Origin of the sequence: Enterococcus sp. DIV0574 (assembly GCF_051711125.1) — a bacterium.
In the GTDB taxonomy this organism is placed as follows: domain Bacteria; phylum Bacillota; class Bacilli; order Lactobacillales; family Enterococcaceae; genus Enterococcus_D; species Enterococcus_D gallinarum.
This window is the reverse complement of sequence record NZ_JBIOMA010000001.1, coordinates 2,849,146-2,867,995: the sequence shown is the minus strand read 5'-3', so window position 1 is coordinate 2,867,995 and position 18,850 is coordinate 2,849,146. Positions and strand designations below refer to the sequence as shown.

19 protein-coding genes and 1 pseudogene are annotated in these 18,850 nt (G+C 35.9%); 13 read left to right on the top strand and 7 right to left on the bottom strand.

Translation table 11 applies throughout. From position 1 onward, the window contains the following. Positions 1 to 61 precede the first annotated feature (61 nt). The 8 genes from IGJ45_RS13745 (at position 62) to IGJ45_RS13710 (ending at position 9,785) form a co-directional block, all read left to right on the top strand. A complete protein-coding gene (locus tag IGJ45_RS13745) occupies positions 62 to 1,726 on the top strand; it encodes an extracellular solute-binding protein (protein ID WP_005470256.1) in 1,665 nt (554 codons plus the stop codon). 87 nt (positions 1,727 to 1,813) lie between these two features. After that, on the top strand, positions 1,814 to 2,728 hold the full coding sequence (locus IGJ45_RS13740) for an ABC transporter permease (RefSeq protein ID WP_005470258.1): 915 nt from the start codon (positions 1,814 to 1,816) through the stop codon (positions 2,726 to 2,728). Between the two features lie 20 nt (positions 2,729 to 2,748). Beyond that, complete coding sequence (locus IGJ45_RS13735; RefSeq protein WP_005470260.1) at positions 2,749 to 3,636, top strand: carbohydrate ABC transporter permease; 888 nt, start codon at positions 2,749 to 2,751, stop codon at positions 3,634 to 3,636. A 72-nt stretch (positions 3,637 to 3,708) separates the two neighbouring features. Further along, positions 3,709 to 4,329, top strand: coding sequence for a YesL family protein (locus IGJ45_RS13730; protein WP_005470262.1), 621 nt, complete (start codon positions 3,709 to 3,711; stop codon positions 4,327 to 4,329). Positions 4,330 to 4,342: 13 nt separating this feature from the next. Continuing rightward, complete coding sequence (locus IGJ45_RS13725) at positions 4,343 to 5,965, top strand: glycoside hydrolase family 13 protein (protein WP_086268985.1); 1,623 nt, start codon at positions 4,343 to 4,345, stop codon at positions 5,963 to 5,965. 38 nt (positions 5,966 to 6,003) lie between these two features. Beyond that, complete coding sequence (locus tag IGJ45_RS13720) at positions 6,004 to 7,938, top strand: glycoside hydrolase family 66 protein (RefSeq protein ID WP_117474738.1); 1,935 nt, start codon at positions 6,004 to 6,006, stop codon at positions 7,936 to 7,938. A gap of 192 nt (positions 7,939 to 8,130) precedes the next feature. Further along, positions 8,131 to 9,126: a LacI family DNA-binding transcriptional regulator gene (locus IGJ45_RS13715; RefSeq protein ID WP_005470268.1), complete on the top strand. Its 996-nt coding sequence runs from the start codon at positions 8,131 to 8,133 to the stop codon at positions 9,124 to 9,126. A 158-nt stretch (positions 9,127 to 9,284) separates the two neighbouring features. Then, positions 9,285 to 9,785 (top strand): MSCRAMM family protein, encoded by a 501-nt coding sequence (locus IGJ45_RS13710; protein ID WP_005470270.1) that lies wholly within the window; start codon positions 9,285 to 9,287, stop codon positions 9,783 to 9,785. A 93-nt stretch (positions 9,786 to 9,878) separates the two neighbouring features. Here the strand turns inward: IGJ45_RS13710 and IGJ45_RS13705 are convergent, their stop codons facing one another. From IGJ45_RS13705 to istA, 4 genes and pseudogenes are all read right to left on the bottom strand, one after another. Next, a complete protein-coding gene (locus IGJ45_RS13705; RefSeq protein WP_086268986.1) occupies positions 9,879 to 10,319 on the bottom strand; it encodes a hypothetical protein in 441 nt (146 codons plus the stop codon). Between the two features lie 200 nt (positions 10,320 to 10,519). Beyond that, positions 10,520 to 10,903: pseudogene (locus tag IGJ45_RS13700) on the bottom strand (tyrosine-type recombinase/integrase); the annotation flags it as partial. Between the two features lie 65 nt (positions 10,904 to 10,968). Continuing rightward, on the bottom strand, positions 10,969 to 11,730 hold the full coding sequence (istB, locus tag IGJ45_RS13695; protein ID WP_003129321.1) for an IS21-like element helper ATPase IstB: 762 nt from the start codon (positions 11,728 to 11,730) through the stop codon (positions 10,969 to 10,971). A 10-nt stretch (positions 11,731 to 11,740) separates the two neighbouring features. Then, positions 11,741 to 12,967 (bottom strand): IS21 family transposase, encoded by a 1,227-nt coding sequence (gene istA, locus IGJ45_RS13690; protein ID WP_086268987.1) that lies wholly within the window; start codon positions 12,965 to 12,967, stop codon positions 11,741 to 11,743. Positions 12,968 to 13,663: 696 nt separating this feature from the next. Here istA and IGJ45_RS13685 point away from each other — a divergent pair. Next, entirely contained in the window at positions 13,664 to 13,864 is a 201-nt protein-coding gene (locus tag IGJ45_RS13685; RefSeq protein WP_002337566.1) for an LPXTG cell wall anchor domain-containing protein, read from the top strand. Positions 13,865 to 14,178: 314 nt separating this feature from the next. Here IGJ45_RS13685 and IGJ45_RS13680 read toward each other — a convergent pair whose 3' ends face one another. After that, positions 14,179 to 14,262 (bottom strand): type I toxin-antitoxin system Fst family toxin, encoded by an 84-nt coding sequence (locus tag IGJ45_RS13680; RefSeq protein WP_071869432.1) that lies wholly within the window; start codon positions 14,260 to 14,262, stop codon positions 14,179 to 14,181. 197 nt (positions 14,263 to 14,459) lie between these two features. Between IGJ45_RS13680 and IGJ45_RS13675 the strand changes: the two genes are divergently transcribed. Further along, the gene (locus tag IGJ45_RS13675; RefSeq protein WP_021150498.1) at positions 14,460 to 14,816 is read left to right on the top strand and encodes a helix-turn-helix transcriptional regulator; all 357 of its coding nucleotides are present in this window, start codon (positions 14,460 to 14,462) and stop codon (positions 14,814 to 14,816) included. Positions 14,817 to 15,195: 379 nt separating this feature from the next. Here IGJ45_RS13675 and IGJ45_RS13670 read toward each other — a convergent pair whose 3' ends face one another. Together IGJ45_RS13670 and IGJ45_RS13665 are read right to left on the bottom strand one after the other, a co-directional pair. Then, complete coding sequence (locus tag IGJ45_RS13670) at positions 15,196 to 15,417, bottom strand: ATP-binding protein (protein WP_242624585.1); 222 nt, start codon at positions 15,415 to 15,417, stop codon at positions 15,196 to 15,198. Continuing rightward, positions 15,414 to 15,689 (bottom strand): AAA family ATPase, encoded by a 276-nt coding sequence (locus IGJ45_RS13665; RefSeq protein ID WP_438768692.1) that lies wholly within the window; start codon positions 15,687 to 15,689, stop codon positions 15,414 to 15,416. Before IGJ45_RS13665 ends, IGJ45_RS13670 begins: the two co-directional genes overlap by 4 nt. A gap of 906 nt (positions 15,690 to 16,595) precedes the next feature. On the opposite strand from IGJ45_RS13665, the gene IGJ45_RS13660 reads away from it, so the two are divergent. The 3 genes from IGJ45_RS13660 (at position 16,596) to IGJ45_RS13650 (ending at position 18,516) form a co-directional block, all read left to right on the top strand. Further along, entirely contained in the window at positions 16,596 to 17,018 is a 423-nt protein-coding gene (locus IGJ45_RS13660; RefSeq protein WP_096711114.1) for a cupin domain-containing protein, read from the top strand. Between the two features lie 83 nt (positions 17,019 to 17,101). After that, positions 17,102 to 17,755, top strand: a complete 654-nt coding sequence (locus tag IGJ45_RS13655; protein ID WP_002307505.1) for an ABC transporter ATP-binding protein — start codon at positions 17,102 to 17,104, stop codon at positions 17,753 to 17,755. Next, positions 17,752 to 18,516, top strand: a complete 765-nt coding sequence (locus IGJ45_RS13650) for an ABC transporter permease (RefSeq protein ID WP_002318452.1) — start codon at positions 17,752 to 17,754, stop codon at positions 18,514 to 18,516. The genes IGJ45_RS13655 and IGJ45_RS13650 overlap by 4 nt, the downstream gene beginning before the upstream one ends. Positions 18,517 to 18,850 lie beyond the last annotated feature (334 nt).

The following is an 18,850-nucleotide window of genomic DNA, read 5'->3' as shown; positions in this document are numbered from 1 at the left end:
CTCATTTTTTTTAGTTATTTATGTAAACGATTACGTAGACCGAATAAAAGGAGTATTACGAATGAAAAAGATGCATAAAATTTTGACCGGTTCAGTTGTATTGAGTAGTGTTGTCTTACTTGCAGCATGCAGTGGCGAACAAGACAAAGAAGCAAAAACAGATACCGATGGAAATATTGTCATGACAGTGGGTCAACAGACGCAGCCAAACTCCAAACTCCCTGATGGAGACTCTTATGCAGATAATGCTTATAGAAGACTGATAAAAGAAGAGCTAGGTGTGAGTATTGAGAGTGCATTTGAGGCAAATGGTGATGATTATACCAGACAAGTGTCGCTTGCCATTGCTTCAGGCGATCTACCAGATGTAATGGTTGTCAGCAGAGATGAGATGGAGGAATTGGCTGACAATGATTTGATTGCTGATTTAACAGATGTTTATGAAGAATACGCTAGTGATAATATCAAAAATATTTACAATTCTTTTGACAATGTCCAAATTGATTCTGCTAAAATAGGCGATCGAATTATGGGACTACCAGGCACTGCGAATGATTTTGGTCCTAATTTGGTTTGGATTAGACAAGATTGGTTAGATGACTTGGATGTCCAATTGGACGAAGATGGCAATCATGCCATTACTTTGGAAGAGCTAGAATCAACGGCCAAAACGTTCAAAGACAAAGATGCAGGAGGAACAGGGAAAACACAAGGTCTCGCATTTGCCAATTGGCTAACTTCCGATAGTCATGGAGGATCTGGGTATACAGCAACTGCGATATTCAATGCCTTTGATTCATTTCCTAAAAATTATTTAGTTGGGGAAGATGGTCAGTTGGTTTACGGGTCAAATACTGCCAAAACCAAAGAAGGATTGAGCTACGTAAAACAACTATTTGACGATGGAATTTTAGATGATCAATTTGGTACGCGAACATACGACGACATCAATGCGATGATGATTAATGGAGAACTTGGTATTATACCTGGCCCTTGGCACTTATCTGATTGGGCTTTGGTTCAAGCAAAAACTGCAAACCCTGATGCAGCATTCACGCCTTATGCAATTGAGAGTAGTGATGGTCAAGTAAATGGTGTGAGCAAACCAGGTGTAGGTGGCTATGTAGTTGTTAATAAAAATTTTGCAAACCCAGAATTAGCCATAAAAATAATCAATTTATTGTTTGATGAAGTACCAAACTCAACCGATATGGAAACAGAGTATCCTGAAATATATGCCTATGCGCAAAAATCTGTAGACGGATCAGTACGTCCAATGAATATTGAAATGTTCGAAAACTTAAGTGAAATATCTGATGCAGTGGAAGCTTCTCAAGCGGCTGAAGGTGAGATAGATATTGATGATATTTCAAGTTTCACAGTAAAAAACAATGCACAAAAAATTAAAACCTATCTTGATGATCCGAGCACTGCAGATCCAACAGATTGGGCGGTCTATGCGTCGAGATTATTGGCTGTAACTAATGTGATGAACGGTGTACGGGAAGAGAATATCTATAATGAAATCACGCCATTTACGACATTTGAAACCATTAAAGCAAGTGAGCGGAATGGTGCCCAAATTTCAAAATTAGAAGAAGAGACGTTTATCAAATTTGTGACAGGGGAAGAATCTTTGGATAATTTTGATTCATATGTGAAGACTTGGAATAGTCAGGGTGGACAAGCAATTTTAGAAGAAATGCAAAAGCTCGCGGATGAATAAAGGTCATTTCTAAATTTTGGGTAGAGCATTTGTTCATTGCTGCAAATGCTCTACTATATTATCAATTATCAAATAAGGAGAAAGTTTATGGAAAAGCTTGCAACAAAAAAGAAGTGGTTTTCTAAAGATCAGTGGTTATTTCTAGCAATGATTGCGCCGGGAATGATTTTTCTACTAATCTTCTCGTATGCGCCAATGTTTGGTTTAATTATGGCATTTCAAGATTTTGTTCCAGCGCGTGGCTTTTTGGGTTCGGATTTTGTTGGACTAGATAATTTTATCTATATTTTTAATTTGCCTGATATCTGGCAAGTAACCTACAATACGGTTTTTATCGCAGTAGGGAAAATTGTGTTGAACACCATTATTCCGATTATCTTTGCCATTTTATTGAATGAGATTCGCGTCAAATGGATGAAGAAAACCATGCAAACAATCGTTTATTTGCCACACTTCTTATCATGGGTCATCTTGGCATCAGTTATTCTCAATCTATTTAATTTAGATGGTACTGTGAATCAAGTGTTACAAAGCTTAGGCTTGGACCGAATTAACTTTTTGGGCAGCAATGCTGTGTTTCCACATTTGTTGATTTGGACAGATGTATGGAAAGGATTTGGTTATAACTCTATTATTTTCTTAGCGGCAATCACATCGATTGATCCAGGGTTATATGAGGCTGCAACAATGGATGGCGCTAGTTGGTTGCAACGTGTAAAACATGTGACGATTCCAGGCATGATGTCTTTTATTATTTTGATGACCATCTTGGCTTTACCAGGTATCTTAAGTGCCGGATTTGATCAAGTTTACAACTTATATTCACCACCAGTCTATGCTAGTGGAGATGTTTTGGATACTTACATTTATAGAATTGGGTTAATCGGACGTGATTATAGTTTAGGGGCTGCAGTAGGACTTGTCCGGTCGATTATCGGTTTGATTTTGATTTATGTCTCGAATAAAACAGCTGAAAAAGCCACAAATCGGGTTATGTTTTAATTCATAGAGAGGAGAAAAAAATGAGAGAGAAATTCGGTATTCGACAATTTGTGATTTATTTAATCGTTATTTTATTAACACTATCTTGTTTGGTCCCTTTATTAAACGTTCTGGCGCTGTCCCTAAGTTCCTCCCAAGCAGCTGCAGGGAATAAAGTAGGACTTTGGCCAGTAGATCTCACGTGGGCAGCATATGAAAGAATCATTAACGATACACAGTTTTGGCGTTCGTTTGGGATCTCTGTTTTTCGTGTATTTGTTGCTTTGGTCCTTAATTTAGTGATGATCGTCACCTTAGCTTACCCATTATCAAAATCAAAAAAAGTGTTTCGGACTAGACGTTTCTTTATGGGATTTATGGTTTTTGCGATGCTCTTTAATGGCGGGATGATACCGACCTACTTGATTGTGCGTAATCTGGGAATGATCAATAGTATCTGGGCGTTAATATTACCGGGTGCTGTGCCTATTGGCAGTGTCATTTTAGTCATGAATTTTTTTCGAGGGGTACCTAAATCTTTGGAAGAGTCTGCATTATTAGACGGAGCAAATGCATTTGATGTTCTGCGTAAGATATACATTCCCATATCTTTACCTTCTTTGGCAACTGTATCATTATTTAGTATTGTCGGGAGCTGGAATGATTTCTTTGGTGGTTTGATTTATATGACAAAAATTGAAAATTACCCATTAATGACGTACATTCAATCTCTGTCTGTCAATATTGCAGAAACTTTGCAAAATGCAAGCGGCATGACATCAGAACAATTACAAAGTTTATTAGCTGTTTCAGATCGTAATCTGAATGCAGCGAAAATCATTGTAGCGATTGTCCCCTTGTTAGTGATTTATCCTTTTTTACAGAAATATTTTGTACAGGGAATTGTTGTTGGGGCTGTAAAAGAATAATTCTAATCATGAGATAATTGAAAAACAAGTCAATGGATTCGATAAGAACCTAAGAAGAAGGGAAGTAAACCTATGAATTCTTTTTTTCGAATAGATGGACCCGTCTATAACCTTTTGATGAAGTTGTGGAGTCTGTTCGTTCTCAATTTATGTATTTTAATAGGGAGTATCCCAATTGTAACAATTGGTGTTGCAACCAGCGCAGCTTATGCCGTTTGCTTTAAGTTGCATGAAAACAATGATACACGTGTTATTGAAAACTTTATTTTGGCATATAAACGAAATTTCAAACAAGCTATTGGTTTTAGTATCATGCAATCTATTGTTTTTTTCGTTGTGGTTGTCGATTTGAATTATATGATCCATTTGGATCAGCAAAATCTCATTGGCTTGCTTGGGGTATCTATCGTGGGTCTTGTCCTTGTGTTAAGTAGTCAATATACGTATGGTTATATTGCACGCTTTAAAGATTCGGCTAAGCTTGTTTTCATGAACTCTATGAGGCTTGTCTTAGCAAATATGCGGGTGAGCTTTTTGTTATCAGTTATCACATTGTTCTTGCTATTTTTGATAGTGACCTCCCCAATTGCATTTGTTTTTGTGTTGTATCTGAGCATTTTTATTGGGTGTAGTTTTCTTGTATTCTTAAAATCATTTTTAATGTTAAGTGTATTTAAAAAGTATGAAATGTAAAAGGAGATTCAATATGAGTTCATGGTGGCAAAAAGCAGTCGTATATCAGGTGTATCCTCGTAGTTTTCAAGATAGTAACGGGGATGGCATAGGTGATTTAAAAGGGATTATCCAACGATTGGATTACTTGGCGTATTTAGGCATTGATGCGATATGGTTAAGTCCTGTCTATAAATCGCCAAATGATGATAATGGTTATGACATTTCAGATTATCAAGAGATAATGGACGAATTCGGAACAATGGAAGACATGGAAATTCTGATTGCAGAAGCTATGAAGCGGAATATCCGAATCGTTATGGACTTGGTTGTTAATCATACCAGTGATGAACATCCCTGGTTTGTTGAGGCAAGACAGTCAAGAGACAATCAATATAGAGATTTTTACATTTGGTCAGATCCTGATTCACAAGGGAATCCGCCCAATGATTTAGGTTCAACATTTTCTGGTCCAGCTTGGGAATATAGTGAATTAACGGGACAGTATTATTTACACTTATTCAGTAAAAAACAGCCGGATTTAAACTGGGAGAATCAAGAAGTAAGACAGTCTGTTTATGACATGATGAATTTTTGGATTGAAAAAGGGATTGGCGGATTCCGAATGGACGTTATTGATTTAGTTGGTAAACAACCATTCAAAAAGATAACAGGGAATGGGCCTAAACTGCATGAATACTTGCAAGAAATGAATCGAGCTACATTTGGCAACAAAGATCTTATGACGGTTGGAGAGACTTGGGGAGCAACACCAGAAATTGCTAAATTATATTCCAAACCCAATCGTAATGAACTGTCAATGGTTTTCCAATTTGAGCATTCCGGTCTTGATCAGCAACCAGGAAAAGAAAAGTGGGATTTAATCGACCTGTCTATTCCAGCACTAAAGGACGTTTTTTCCAAGTGGCAAACAGAGCTGGCTTCCGAGGGATGGAATAGTTTATTTTGGAATAACCATGATTTACCAAGAATCATTTCTCGCTGGGGGAATGATAAAGAGTTTCGCGTCCAAAGTGGAAAAATGTTTGCAATTTTGCTGCATTTATTAAAGGGAACCCCGTATATTTATCAGGGAGAAGAAATCGGTATGATCAATTATCCGGTTGAAACCATTGAAGAAGTCGATGACATTGAGAGTATCAATATGTACAATGTCCGCTTGTCGCAGGGTTATGCAAAAGAGGATATTTTGGACTCGATCAATGCAAAAGGGAGAGATAACGCAAGGACACCGATGCAGTGGAATGATTCAAAAAATGCAGGATTTACCTCGAATAAACCTTGGCTACATATAAATCCTAATTATCCTGAAATCAATGTGGAGAAAGCTCTTGAGGAAAAAGATTCCCTTTTCTACACATATAAAAAATTAATCCAATTGCGACATGAACATCCAATTGTAGTTTGGGGAACTTATAATTTGGTTGATACCGAAGACGAAAATATTTTTGCTTATTGCCGTGTGCTAGATGAGCAAAAATGGTTGATCATTACTAATTTTCAAGAAAAGACAACTACTTTTGATCTAAAGGAAGAGCCAAAATCAGTTTTGATTCAGAATTATACGAAGAAAGAATATACAAAAGGTATGCTCTATTTGGACCCCTATGAAGCTGTTGTCTTAGAAATAAGCTGATTTACTTAGTGACTGAAATATTTAGAAAAGGAGTAAATATGACGAAAATAAGAGAAAAAAATAATAGAAAAGTTCTTGCAACAAAAAAAGATACACAAAAAAGCTGGACTGTTTCGATTATTATCATTGCCTTTCTTTTCGTTTTTATTTTTGGTAGTGCTTATATGAACAAAAAATTGCAAGAGGAGATGGTGGGCATTCAATATGATGCAACATTAAAGTTTTCAGTAGATAAATCTATGTATGATCCCGGGGAAACCATCATCTTGGCGTTATCGACAAGTTCAAATTCTCTAGAAACATCTAAAGGCAAGTATCTTGTCAACGTGAAATACTTGAACGAAACAATCGATACGATTGAAGGCGTTTGGGAAACGACATCAGAAGGGAGCATTCAAGAGGAAATTGAATGGACTGCACCAAACGAAGACTTTAAAGGCTATTTATTTGAATTGGACATACTCGATTCAGAGGGTCACGCTATTCGACACATGAATACAGCAGCAGATGTGTCAAGCACATGGACGAAGTTTCCTAGATATGGCTTTTTGACAAATTTCGATAAGGATATAGACACTGAAGCAGTGATTGAGCAAATGAACGACTGGCAATTAAATGGGATTGAATACTATGATTGGAAATACCTGCATCATCAATTAATTCCTGAAGATGGAACAATGGAGTGGCAAGATTGGGCTGGTCGCAAGATTAGTGGAGAGACCATCAAAAGCTACATAGCTGAAGCAAAAGCAAGAGGGATGACAAATATGTCCTATAATATGATTTATGCTGCGACAAATAATTATGCTCAATATGGTATCAAAGAAGAGTGGGGGCTGTGGTATGCAGAAGATCATGAAGCTGGTAAAAATAAAGGTGATCGATTTACATTCTCAATGGGTGCAAGTCCTACAGGTCAATCCAATCTCTTTTTCTTTGATATTCAAAATCCAGAATGGCAAAACTATATTATTCAAAAAAATTTAGAAGCTCTACAAGTGATGGGATTTGATGGTTGGCATGGAGATACAGTGGGTGAATGGGGAAAAATGTGGACTCATGATATGATTGGTGATGAGACACAAGGTATTTATGTGAAGGATGGGTATAAAGAATTCTTGGATATTGCCAAAGAGAAGCTTGATAGCTATTATCTATCATTTAATCCTGTAGGTGCTCAAGGTATCGAACAGGTAAATGCCTCTGCTGTGGATGTCCTATATGCAGAAATCTGGCCTTGGGATACAACAAGTGATGGAGAGCAGTACAATACTTATCAAAGTCTAAAGAACGTCATCGATAATTCTCGAGACCAAAGTGATGGGAAATCTCTGATCATTCCAGCATATATGGAATACGATTATGCTGAGAGTGTGGTGAGTGAACCTTTTAATATGTCTGCAGTTTTATTAACAGATGCGGCAGTATATGCTGCAGGAGGTTCACGTATTGAATTAGGTGATGGCGACGAAATGCTATCGAATGAATATTTTCCCAAGCATAATTTATATATGTCAGATGAACACAAAGTACGTCAAAAAGCGCTGCAAAATTTTATTGTTGCTTATCAAAATCTTTTGCGGGATGGATTAGAAGATAATGGGCATCAGATTGAATTTGTCGATCAAAATCAATCGAGCGATGGACAGCCTAATACAATCTGGGCATATAGTAAGTCTGGTAATGGATTCGATACGATTCAAATGATCAATTTACTTGGCGTTTCTGATAATGATTGGCGAGCAAATCAAGGAGAGAAAGAAACACCTACTATTGTTGAAGATTTGACAGTGAAATATTATACGAATGACACATTTGAAAGTGCTTGGCTCACTTCCCCAGATCCGAGATATAATTCCGTTTCTAAAGAACTGGATATGGAATATGGACATGATGCGCAAGGAAATTTCGTTACGATCACTGTTCCCTCGTTAGAGTATTGGGACATGCTTTACTTTAAGCAAAAAGGATGAACGACAGAAGATCAACCCGCAGAAGGCGCATGTTCAAACGTTGAACAAGAAAATTTATTGTGAACCCGTGTGCTTCATTTATTTCACTAATGAAGGCGCGAGGTTCTTTTTTTATACTAAAACCTCTCGCATTTCCCTCATATTTGTGTAATACTAGAGCTAACAACGTAAGCGTTTACTCAGGAGGTTTCTATGCAATATACAATTAAAGACATTGCCAAGAGAGCGAATGTCTCGATAGCTACAGTTTCACGAGTTATTAATGGTCTTGGTGGATACAGCGAGGAAACAAAACAAAAAATTTTAGCTATTACTCATGAGTTGGGCTATAGTCAGAATAAATCTGCTGTATCATTGGTGAGTAGAAAGTCAAATTTGTTAGGTATTATTATGCCGCAGTATGCTACTACTTTTTATGGTGATATTATTAGCGGGATTGAAGATGAAGCCTATCAAAGAGGCTATAACGTTATTTTGACACATGCAGGCGTAGATGGGTCTAGGATGAAAGAAAGCATCACGCTTATGAAGGAGAGAAATGTTGACGGGTTTATCATTTTTTCTGTAGATTTATCAAATGATGAGATCCATTTAATTAAAAAACACAATATTCCTTGTGTGTTGCTTTCTGCAGATACGGTGAAGGGGGATATTCCGTTTGTTAAAGTCAATGATGAACAGGCGATTGCCGATGCTACTTCATATTTAATCAAGCGTGGAAGTCAAAAACTAGCTCTGATTGGTGTAAATCCATCTGATCGTATCGCAGGGAAGGCACGGATAAAAGGATTTAAAAAAACGTTGATCCATCATCAATTGATTTATTCTGATACAGATATTTATTTTGGAGATTATGGTTTTGATTCTGGAAAGAAGAATATGGAGGAAATTATTCAATCGGGTGTTTGCTATGATGGAATTGTTAGTGCCAGTGATGAAACAGCATTGGGTGTCATGTCAGCTTGTTCTGAAGCTGGGATTAAAATTCCTGAGGAATTGTCAGTGATCGGCTATGATAATTCATTAACAGCAAGAATGAGTACACCAGCTTTAACAACAGTATCTCAACCTTTTCATGAAATGGGGAGTGAGGCAATTGACATGTTGATTCAACTTGTTGAAAAAGGCGGAAACGTAGAATCTAAGATTGTAAAACATGAAATTGTAATCAGAAATTCAGTTAAATAATCGTTTTCTGTTTTTGTTAGTATATGTTGAATATCTTTCCAATACCATGTCAATCATGGCACTAGTCAAAAGTAGCCAATTATCTATCGGTTAAAGATTTCACTATAAATGACTCAACAGAGGGACAACCTGAAGTAGGTATTGCAAGTGAAGGTTTTGTGAATTATCAAGAATCAGCACAATTGGTGAAAACAGATAGTAAAGAAAACCCATTGCCTGGCGCAAAATTCAAGCTCATCGATAAAGAAGGAAAAACGGTTATACAAAATCTTGTATCGGATGATAAGGGGGTTGTATTGGTAAAAAATCTGGCACCAGGAGATTATCAATTTATTGAGACAAAAGCGCCTAGAGGATATGTGTTAGATGAGACACCTGTTGAACTTACATTTGCAAGCAAAGCCCTAGGTGAGCCAAGCTTAGTTGATGTAGGGGAATTTGAGAACTCGAGTTATCTAATTGGTAAAAGGCATATTTATAGATATTTTTTTGATGTGGGTGTAAGGGATAGTAAAGGGAGTAAATTTGGAAACTTCATTTCCTATGCTAGAAGATGTCAAAAGAAATTTGATCAAATATCTCCTCTGACGGAGAATTTAATGATGGAACAAATAAAAAACAGACGTAAAAAGCTATTAAAGAAAATGTATAAGAACTGATAATCAAATGATATGCTCCCATCATAGTAGACGTTAGAAAAAAATATTGATAATCTACTATGATGAGAATTTATCAAATCGTGACTTTCATATCTATCGTCCATTAACCGCTGAAACAAACACCAAATAATTCGCGAAATCGCCAATCCGTTGTCGGTGGTCATTCACATCACTTCTTGTACGTTGTTCTTGTTCTTCTTGTAAGAATAAGCGTGATGTCCAAGAATGACTGTCCCAATGGTTTAATTGAAAGATGCGTTCCAATAGGATGAAATGGTCGATAATGGTATTGTGAATATTCGTTCGTTCGGAATCTTTTGCCAGTTTTTGTTCCTTAGAAAATTGATGCCATTCTGCACGAATGACTGTATAACGAATAGCAGCACCCATCAACTCTTCCCAAATTTCGATAAAATCATTATCATTCATATCAGCATTTTTCAATATTTCTTGATAGATAGTGGTCATTTCAGTAAAAGATAACGCTTCTGGTTGTTGTAAATAATTTTCGTATGTTTGATTCAATTGGGACATTAAATCACTCCTTGAAATGTTTTTTGTTTTAACTAGTTTACTACAAGCAATAAGTTAGTGCATCAAAAGAAAAATAGGTAAGCATACCATTTTGGTAGTTTGTTTTCGTTGAGTTGGTAGAAATTTGATGAGACAATTAGGCTAGTATTACTTTGTTCAGTGATACTAGCCTATTTTGTATCCAAAATTTATGAAAATGATTAAAACAAATCTTTTTCTTGCTCAATAAATTGAGCAAATTTATCAGCACTTCGTTCTTCTCGTTCTGGATAAAAATAGTTGTAGACTTGTTTTGTCATTTTTGAATCTCTATGTCCAACACGATACATAATATCCTCTAGTTTCATATCTGCCATTGCGCACAAGGAAACGTGAGTTTTTCTAAATTCATGAAGAGTTATCCGTTTTTCAAGTTTATATTTATTAGCGATCATATCATACCAATCATTTGGTTGACTAGGACGACAAAAGTTATTTGAACGATTGGGGAAGACTAGTTGCTTATTACTCTGATGGCTTAAACCTAGTATAGAAAGCTCCTTTTTTTGACGTTGTTGCCAGTTGTTTAAAAGTTGTATGGTTTGCCAGTTGTCAAGGGCCATAATAAAATGTTGGTTTTGGGCCATTGAAATTGTAGGTAGTTTTCTCTTTATCGTTTCGTTTCTTTTCCTTTCGTTTCACTATAACTTTTCATTCGATAGGAAGGTCCTGTAATTTGAATAATTTTAGAATGATGGACCAATCGGTCCAATAAAGCATTAGTCAATTTCTTATTACCAAAAATTTCGGACCATTGAGACAGAGGAATATTCGTTGTAATAATCGTTGATTTTCTTTCGTATCGCATATTAATTAGTTGAAACAGTAAGTTAGATCCTTCTTTTGAGAAGGGGAGATACCCGACTTCATCAATAATTAATACAGAATAGCTCGCATATTTTTTGAGCATGGTATCACTTGTCCCACGTTTATGTGCCCGGATAAGTCGATTAACCAGTTCTGTACTAGTGATAAATAAACAGCTCTGCCCTCTATCAATACACTCTAAACCAATTGAAACGGCTAAATGGGTTTTTCCAACACCGCTATTTCCAATGAATAAAAGGTTGTCATACGTGTCTAAAAAGCGTAATGTCACTAAATCTTGAATTTCACTTTTTTTGATTTTGGGTTGAAAATCAAAGTTAAAATCATGAAGGCGTTTATGATAGGGAAACATTGCCCGTTTTAAAATTTTTCTTTGGGTCTCCTTTCTACGATAGCTAATTTCTTGATGTGTTAATTCAAATAAAGAATCAACTAGAGATTGTTCATTTTTAGCTACTTCATCTAAATGGGCAGGTAAAATTTCTTTGATACAGGTAAGATTTAAATCTGATAATTGATTTAATAACTGATGGTAATTTGACATATGAGCCTCCTTATAATTCATCGTAAGCATCTAAATTTTCTTCTACAAAGCGCTCCAACTCTTCGTCTTCTAAGTATTTGAAGACATCAGATCGAAGAATCTCAAGAGAGTCATCACGTTGATAATTTAAGGTTTTTTTGCTTAATGGGTGCGAGCGAATACATTGATGGCCATACCAAATGAATAGACTGTCCTTACGGACATCTAAAGTTACCTCTTTACCAATATATTTCACGGGAACAGAATACTTTGAGTTTTGATATTGGACCATGGATTCAATGGAAACTTTTCTAATTACGTGTTGGGTTCTAGAAACATATCTGACTAATTCTAAACGATTGAAAGGACGCAACACCGATTGTTCATCTATAAGAAGCTTAGAGGGATGATTATTCACTGCTTGAGAACGTTCATTATTTAAGTCATTCATAAACTCATAGACGATTCGTTTTAGCTCCTGCTCATTTTCAAACTCGTAGTTAAAGACCATTAAGCGGTTAACAGTACGAGCTAAAGCTTCAACTTTGCCTTTGGTTTGTGGACGAAAAGGGCGACAAGCAATCGGATTGAATCCAGCATCTTTAGCAAATTGACGAAATTTTTCGTTAAAAACGGTTTGACTAAATTGGCTTTTACTTCTATCAACAACTGTTTTCATATTGTCAAACCAAATTTCTTGAGGAACACCATTCCCGCAGTACTCAAACGCATTGACCAAACAATTGAAGACATTCGCTTGGGTTCGATCAAAGGTTACCTCTAAGTATTTCATGCGAGAATAGCCTAGAATATATAGAAAAAGATTGAAGTAAAAGACTTCACCATGTTTACTCACCATCTTAATATTTTCTTTCCAATCGACTTGAGCAGAAAGACCTGGCGTCGTTTCAATTCGAATGGTTGCTTTTTTTACACGCTTTTCTCGATAGTTCCGACAATATCGTTTGACGGTGGTATAGCCACCTTGATATCCTTTTTTCTTAATAAAATAATAAATTGAAGAAGCGGAACAGCTTAACTCCATTTTATCTTTAATAATTTCTTCAAAACCGCTTAATAAAAGAGGAGCAGAAGATTGTCTCTTTTTGATCTGTTCTACTTCCCATTTAGTTCCAGCTTCATAGTAACGCTTGACTGTTCGGTAATCACAATTATATTGCTTGGCCATGGCTGCATAGTTAGGTTGAATATCGTTCATAATGTGTCGTAAGACTCCTTCTAAGACATCTTTTCGCATGAGTCACTCTCCTTGAATGGTTTCATGAAAAAGAATATCAGATTTTAAATCTAACCTACATTTTCGATGGCCCTTTTCCTACATTTTATCGTGGCCCTTTACACAATGAAGAAATGAAGATAAAAAAAGAAGTTGCGAAAATTGTTTGAATAGTGCTGCATGAAAGATACTTTTCTACTAGAATTGTCTAATTAAGTTCAATATTAAGAGTGTTTGTAAAAATTATAAAAATGAGATAAAGTATCTAATAAGTATTTTTTTAAACACTATTTTTTATTAAAAAGGTTTAAAGAATTGAAATTCTTATAGAGTTAAATTTTTTGTCATGATACCTTTGTTTAAAAGGAGGAAGAGACTTATGCTCTCATACACAATTTATTTTTTTGCAGTTTGGTTTATACCCTTAGCCATAATTATTTATGGAATTTATAAAAAATCAAAGAAGTTTTGGCTTACAGGAATTTTCTTAATTCCAATCTTCCTTATCGTTATGCCGGTAATAGCTATGTTTTTTGGTGGAGATAATATGTAAATTATTTTAGATGAGTCAAAAAAATTGACTCTTCGTAAAATTTTTCATGTTAGTTTTTCCATTCTTGCTATTCTATAGGCTGATTATTTAGCTTATTAACGATAGACTCAATTGGTTTATTGAAACATACGCTACCTAAAAAATAATTAATCGTCAAATGATTTTTGAATATAGGAACAACAAAAAAAGTTGAAGCTAAAGAAATTGGAGCAGACGTTCAAAAAGACGGAACAGTTACAGTTAAAGGTTTAGACGGAAAAATGAAAGTTTTACCAAAAACAGGTGAAACAGCAAATATTGCATTGTCTGTCCTAGGTTCATTAATGGTATTAGGATCAGGAATCATTTTTAAAAAGAGAATTTAAGTAAATTTAAAAGCATGGTCGCAAGTTTCACTAGCAGCCATGCTTTTATTGAATCATTGTAGGACATTTTAAAGATAAAATTGCCCACTTTAAAATTAAACATGTGCTTAGAATCGTTCTAGGCAACACCAATAACAACAGATAGAATCAGCAACTTGGCTTCATTTTAAAATCATGCTATAATGAATGTGCGAAACGAGATAAGTTCTAATGAATAGCACAAAAGCCCAACCTATTGCGAGTAGGTCGGGCTTTTCTTTGCACTTGTTGCGAATACAAGCGTGTGAGTTAGACAGCAACTTGCTTGCTATCGTCTAATCATCTAACCAATGATCAACTAATGTGATTATTAGACCCACTAAAAGTGGTGCGATAACTAACGAGATAATTTGTTCCATGAATAGCACCCCCTTACGGGGCAAGTTGCCGTTAATTAGTATAGCATACTTAATATTCTAAACAGTTGATAAATTAAGATAAAAGCTAAAATCACTAATCACAAGTGATTTGTGATTAATCACTTGTGATTTACAAGGTGTAACGATATAATTAAATGGAAAACGTGCAAAATATTTACATAAACAGGGGGAGAAACTTGGAACTAGCATTTAGAGAAAACTTAAAAAAGATGAGAGGTACCAAATCAAAAGAAAAATTCTCCCAAGAATTAGAAATGAGTAGATCAAATTATTCACGAATAGAATCAGGAAAATCAGATCCAACCATAAAAACACTAGAACAAATTGCAAAGTTAACTAACTCAACGCTAGTAGTGGATTTAATCCCAAATGAGCCAACAGAACCAGAATCAGAACAAGTAACATTGGATTTAGAAATGGAAGAAGAAATAATCTCAACTCTCCAAAATCCTCAAAATACCGCTATATCAAGCCATTTCCAGCCTCTACTTATCCACCCTTGTTATCAATCCCACCAACTCGATGTGGCTTGAGAGGACAGAATGAATGTCATTTGAGTATGTTCGTTCTCGGAAACATATCCACTGCGTTTTTAGCACTATCGGTAGACGGGAACATATCCATTCATGATAAAAAATAACGTGTCTAATTGCATAATCATTATTGAGTAGAGTTGTCAAAAGAATAAACATAACGTATTTCAGTAAGTTTTTTTCCTGTAATTTCAATAATGCATTCATCGTCTTCATTGCATCGCCACTTATTCTTCCGGCTGAATCAATACTACCCCCTGCTCTGAGATGACAATAATGATATCACCTGAAGCTGGTATCCCCTTGTTGGAAGTATATCTTTCAAAAAATTTGACAAAACTTATCATCTAGTACAATTTCCATGCCTAAAACCACAATATTAATATCCCTCGACTACTATAACTTCACCTTCTTCATCAGTTGGGGGTTGAAAATGATCATAATAAGTGGAAGCTGTTTGCTCCGTCAATATGATATCATTTTGATGATTTCCGTTTCTTTTTCGAATACGTTCCATAACAACTTCCTTAGGTGTCTTTATATAATAGATTTTGGGTTCTATGTCGTATTTCTTTAATAATGAAATATATTCATTTCTCATTTCTCTAGACCAAAATGAATAATCGAGAACATTTCAATGTTTTGCATGATAAGTGAAATTAGTTTTTCATCAAGATAGGTTTTAATATCTTCTAAAACCTCCTGAGGTAAAGGATGTTCATTCAAACCTCGTTTGAATGATTCTTCATCATAAGATAGTATTGTCATCCCGGTACTTTCAAATTTTTTTGCTAGTGTTGATTTACCTGCTCCCGCAGGGCCGCACATTAAAATAACTTTACTTTTCGACAAATTATCTACTGTATTTTTCATTGATATAACCTCCTATAACAAACCAAAAAAACATGACACTCTCCTTAAGCATTATTACTATTCGCTCTTTTCATGATTTCCTGTACTATTGATGTTTTAGCATTCGCATAGTGCTGGACATGCCTCCATTTATGCATTGGCACTTAATCTCTTATTACTGGAGTTAAATTCATATGATTTTTAATCTGCAAAAAAGTTTATAGCACCGTCGCTTATACCAGAAAATATAACAAACGCCGCATTGTTTTTTTGTGCACTTTAATAATCTATTCAACTAAGGAATTAAGCTGGCTGTCAAGAGAGTAATATCGTATTGAATCTCAGGTGGAAATTTTCTGCGGTATCTTTTTTGACTGAAATGACATTAGTGTCTTTTGGGGATTGTGTATGTAAGTATTTTTTAAAATCATTTTAACAAGTTTTGGACAAAAATTCTCATGAAAAAACAGAATTTAAATAGCATGATAAATTAGAGAAGATAGTTTAATGTGCTTATAGGAACACCCCACTTTTACAGTCACAATCAATAACCTTGCTACTTTCTTTCGAAATTGATAAGAGTCTAAAGGATTGACAACGCTTGATAGTGAGCATAAGCTTAGTGTACGCTAGTTAGTTTACAAGTGTAAACTAAAAAGTATGATGTGTCGTCTCTGAAATTCTCCCTGATTCAAGTCATAACCAGAGTACATATCGGTTATTTTTTGATTCCATATTTTTTCCTTTATGTGCTGAGGATTAAGGGGTACCAATTGTAATTGCGCGTTATATGGTCTTTGTTTAGAATCGCTCTCCAAAAAGCCAATTTTTTTGCATAGAATTTTAGATGTGGTACCATTAATTAGAATTATTATAAATAAGAAGTAGGTATCATTGTTTCAGTACAAAGACTAGGAGGAATGGAAGATGGAAATAGACTACAAGGATCATGGGAAGAAGCCGTATATCATTAATATTGAAGACGCCACCACAGGAAATGATAATTACCGGACGACCATTTGGACAGGCAGTAAACTGCAAGTCACCGTAATGTCCATTCAACCGGGCGATGACATCGGTTTGGAAGTGCACGAAGGCATTGACCAATTTATCCGTATTGAAGAAGGAGAAGGCGTGTGTAAAATGGGGCCTTCTAAAGATAACTTACATGTTCAACAAAAAGTGATGGATGATGACGCCGTATTTGTTCCGGCGGACATGTGGCACAACATCGAAAACACCGGTGATAAGCCGCTCAGACTGTATACCATTTATGCTGGTCCAGATCACCTTAAAGGAACGGTTCACCCTACTCATGAAGACGCCAAAAACGATCCAAACGAACACTGAGGTACACTAGGATGAAACAAAAGCCCAGCACCCGTATGGATGGTCCACTGGTGCAGGGCTTTTTTATAAAGGAGAGAAGTGGTATGAGTGATTCATTGTTTCAATTAGAGAAGGTTGGTTTTCAGGCAAACGGAAACCAAATCCTTCAAGATATCTCTTTTACAGTAAACAAAGGGGAAGTGATTGTTTTTTCTGGTCCTTCTGGAAGTGGAAAAAGTACCCTTTTGAAATTAATTGGTACGCTGCTTTCTCCAACTTCCGGAAAAATTTATTATCGAGGTACGGATCTGCAAAAAATCGATCCTGTGGAGTATAGAAAAGAAGTCTCTTATTTCTTTCAAAACGCTTCTCTATTCGATGAGACAGTTCAAGAGAACTTGTCTTTTCCTGCCCGCATAAGAGAAGAAGGATTTGATCGGGAACGTGCAAAAAAATTATTAGAACGAGTTCAAATACCTGAAACTTACTTATCGAAAGAGGTCAAGGAACTATCAGGAGGGGAAAAACAACGGGTTGCATTGGTCCGAAATTTGATGTATCAACCGAAAGTGTTGCTCCTGGATGAAGTTACCAGTTCATTGGACCAAGAAAACAGAGCGATTGTCCTTGATTTAGTCCGAGACATGATGAAAGACCAACAAACTACGGTGTTGGCCGTCACTCACAACCAGGAAGAAATCGACCAAGCTTCTCGTCTGATTACTATCAAAGGTGGAAAAATGGAGGAATCGAAATGACAAACAATTTGGAAATCAGTAATCTTTCTTTGCTTTTATCCTCTGTCCTCTTGATAGTTGCCTTGTTGATTGATTACAAAGAGAAATTGGGATTAGGAAACGACATTTTTATTGCGGGAATTCGCGCTGTCGTTCAATTATTCCTTATTGGATATGTATTGAGCTACGTATTACGAGTGGATAACAACTTTCTCACTTTAGCGATGGTTTTGTTCATTGTGTTCAACGCTTCTTATAACGCCCATACACGCAGTGAGGGGATCAACCGCTCTTTTAAAATTTCAACGACGGCTATTGGAGTAGGAACAGCCTTGTCCTTACTCATTCTTGTTTTTTCAGGAGTCATTGACTGGTCCCCTTCCCAAATCGTTCCAATTACAGGCATGATTGCCAGCAACGCCATGACTGCGATTGGAGTGACCTATCGGTCTTTGAATTCAAAATTTACGGACCAACGCCAACAGGTATTGGAAAAATTGGCATTGGGAGCCAATAAAAAACAAGCGTCCATGAGTATTGTAAGAGAAAGCGTCAAAACGGGCATGGCTCCTTCTATTGACCGAACAAAAACGGTTGGACTTGTCAGCCTACCAGGTATGATGTCAGGGTTGATTTTTGCTGGAATTGATCCTGTTCAAGCGATTCGTTACCAAATTGTTGTGATGTTTATGTTGATTTCAGTTACTGCGATTTCTTCGTTTATTGCTAGTTATATGGCTTACCGTGAGTTTTATAACAATCGCAGTCAATTAATTATATGATTTGGGATGATACACTACTCTTAAAACCAGTGGTTACAATTTTATGTAGTTAAAAGAAGACCTCACGAGAATAATTACAAAAAGAACTTCATTTTTTAAGGAAGAAGGATATTTTTGTCATCGAATCTTTGGAACGACTAGGGCGAAACTATGATGAAATTTTTTATATAGTGCAGCAACTGGATTAAAAGGATATCGGACTGATTGTTTTGAACATGCCTATCCTCAACCAATGAGAACTTTCGACGAAATCATGTTCTAGAAAGAAATTTCTATCCAATAAGAATTCCAAATCATGGACACTATTATCAAAGAAGCTTTAATAGATAAAATA

Coding starts and splice junctions, on each gene's coding strand:
- IGJ45_RS13735 (WP_005470260.1), top strand. CDS start 2,749: ATGAGAGAGAAATTCGGTATTCGACAATTTGTGATTTATTTAATCGTT.
- IGJ45_RS13670 (WP_242624585.1), bottom strand. CDS start 15,417: ATGAGAAATGAATATATTTCATTATTAAAGAAATACGACATAGAACCC.
- IGJ45_RS13705 (WP_086268986.1), bottom strand. CDS start 10,319: ATGTCCCAATTGAATCAAACATACGAAAATTATTTACAACAACCAGAA.
- IGJ45_RS13740 (WP_005470258.1), top strand. CDS start 1,814: ATGGAAAAGCTTGCAACAAAAAAGAAGTGGTTTTCTAAAGATCAGTGG.
- IGJ45_RS13660 (WP_096711114.1), top strand. CDS start 16,596: ATGGAAATAGACTACAAGGATCATGGGAAGAAGCCGTATATCATTAAT.
- IGJ45_RS13650 (WP_002318452.1), top strand. CDS start 17,752: ATGACAAACAATTTGGAAATCAGTAATCTTTCTTTGCTTTTATCCTCT.
- IGJ45_RS13655 (WP_002307505.1), top strand. CDS start 17,102: ATGAGTGATTCATTGTTTCAATTAGAGAAGGTTGGTTTTCAGGCAAAC.
- IGJ45_RS13725 (WP_086268985.1), top strand. CDS start 4,343: ATGAGTTCATGGTGGCAAAAAGCAGTCGTATATCAGGTGTATCCTCGT.
- IGJ45_RS13730 (WP_005470262.1), top strand. CDS start 3,709: ATGAATTCTTTTTTTCGAATAGATGGACCCGTCTATAACCTTTTGATG.
- IGJ45_RS13745 (WP_005470256.1), top strand. CDS start 62: ATGAAAAAGATGCATAAAATTTTGACCGGTTCAGTTGTATTGAGTAGT.
- IGJ45_RS13715 (WP_005470268.1), top strand. CDS start 8,131: ATGCAATATACAATTAAAGACATTGCCAAGAGAGCGAATGTCTCGATA.
- IGJ45_RS13720 (WP_117474738.1), top strand. CDS start 6,004: ATGACGAAAATAAGAGAAAAAAATAATAGAAAAGTTCTTGCAACAAAA.
- istA (WP_086268987.1), bottom strand. CDS start 12,967: ATGCGAAAAGATGTCTTAGAAGGAGTCTTACGACACATTATGAACGAT.
- IGJ45_RS13665 (WP_438768692.1), bottom strand. CDS start 15,689: ATGAAAAATACAGTAGATAATTTGTCGAAAAGTAAAGTTATTTTAATG.
- istB (WP_003129321.1), bottom strand. CDS start 11,730: ATGTCAAATTACCATCAGTTATTAAATCAATTATCAGATTTAAATCTT.
- IGJ45_RS13680 (WP_071869432.1), bottom strand. CDS start 14,262: ATGGAACAAATTATCTCGTTAGTTATCGCACCACTTTTAGTGGGTCTA.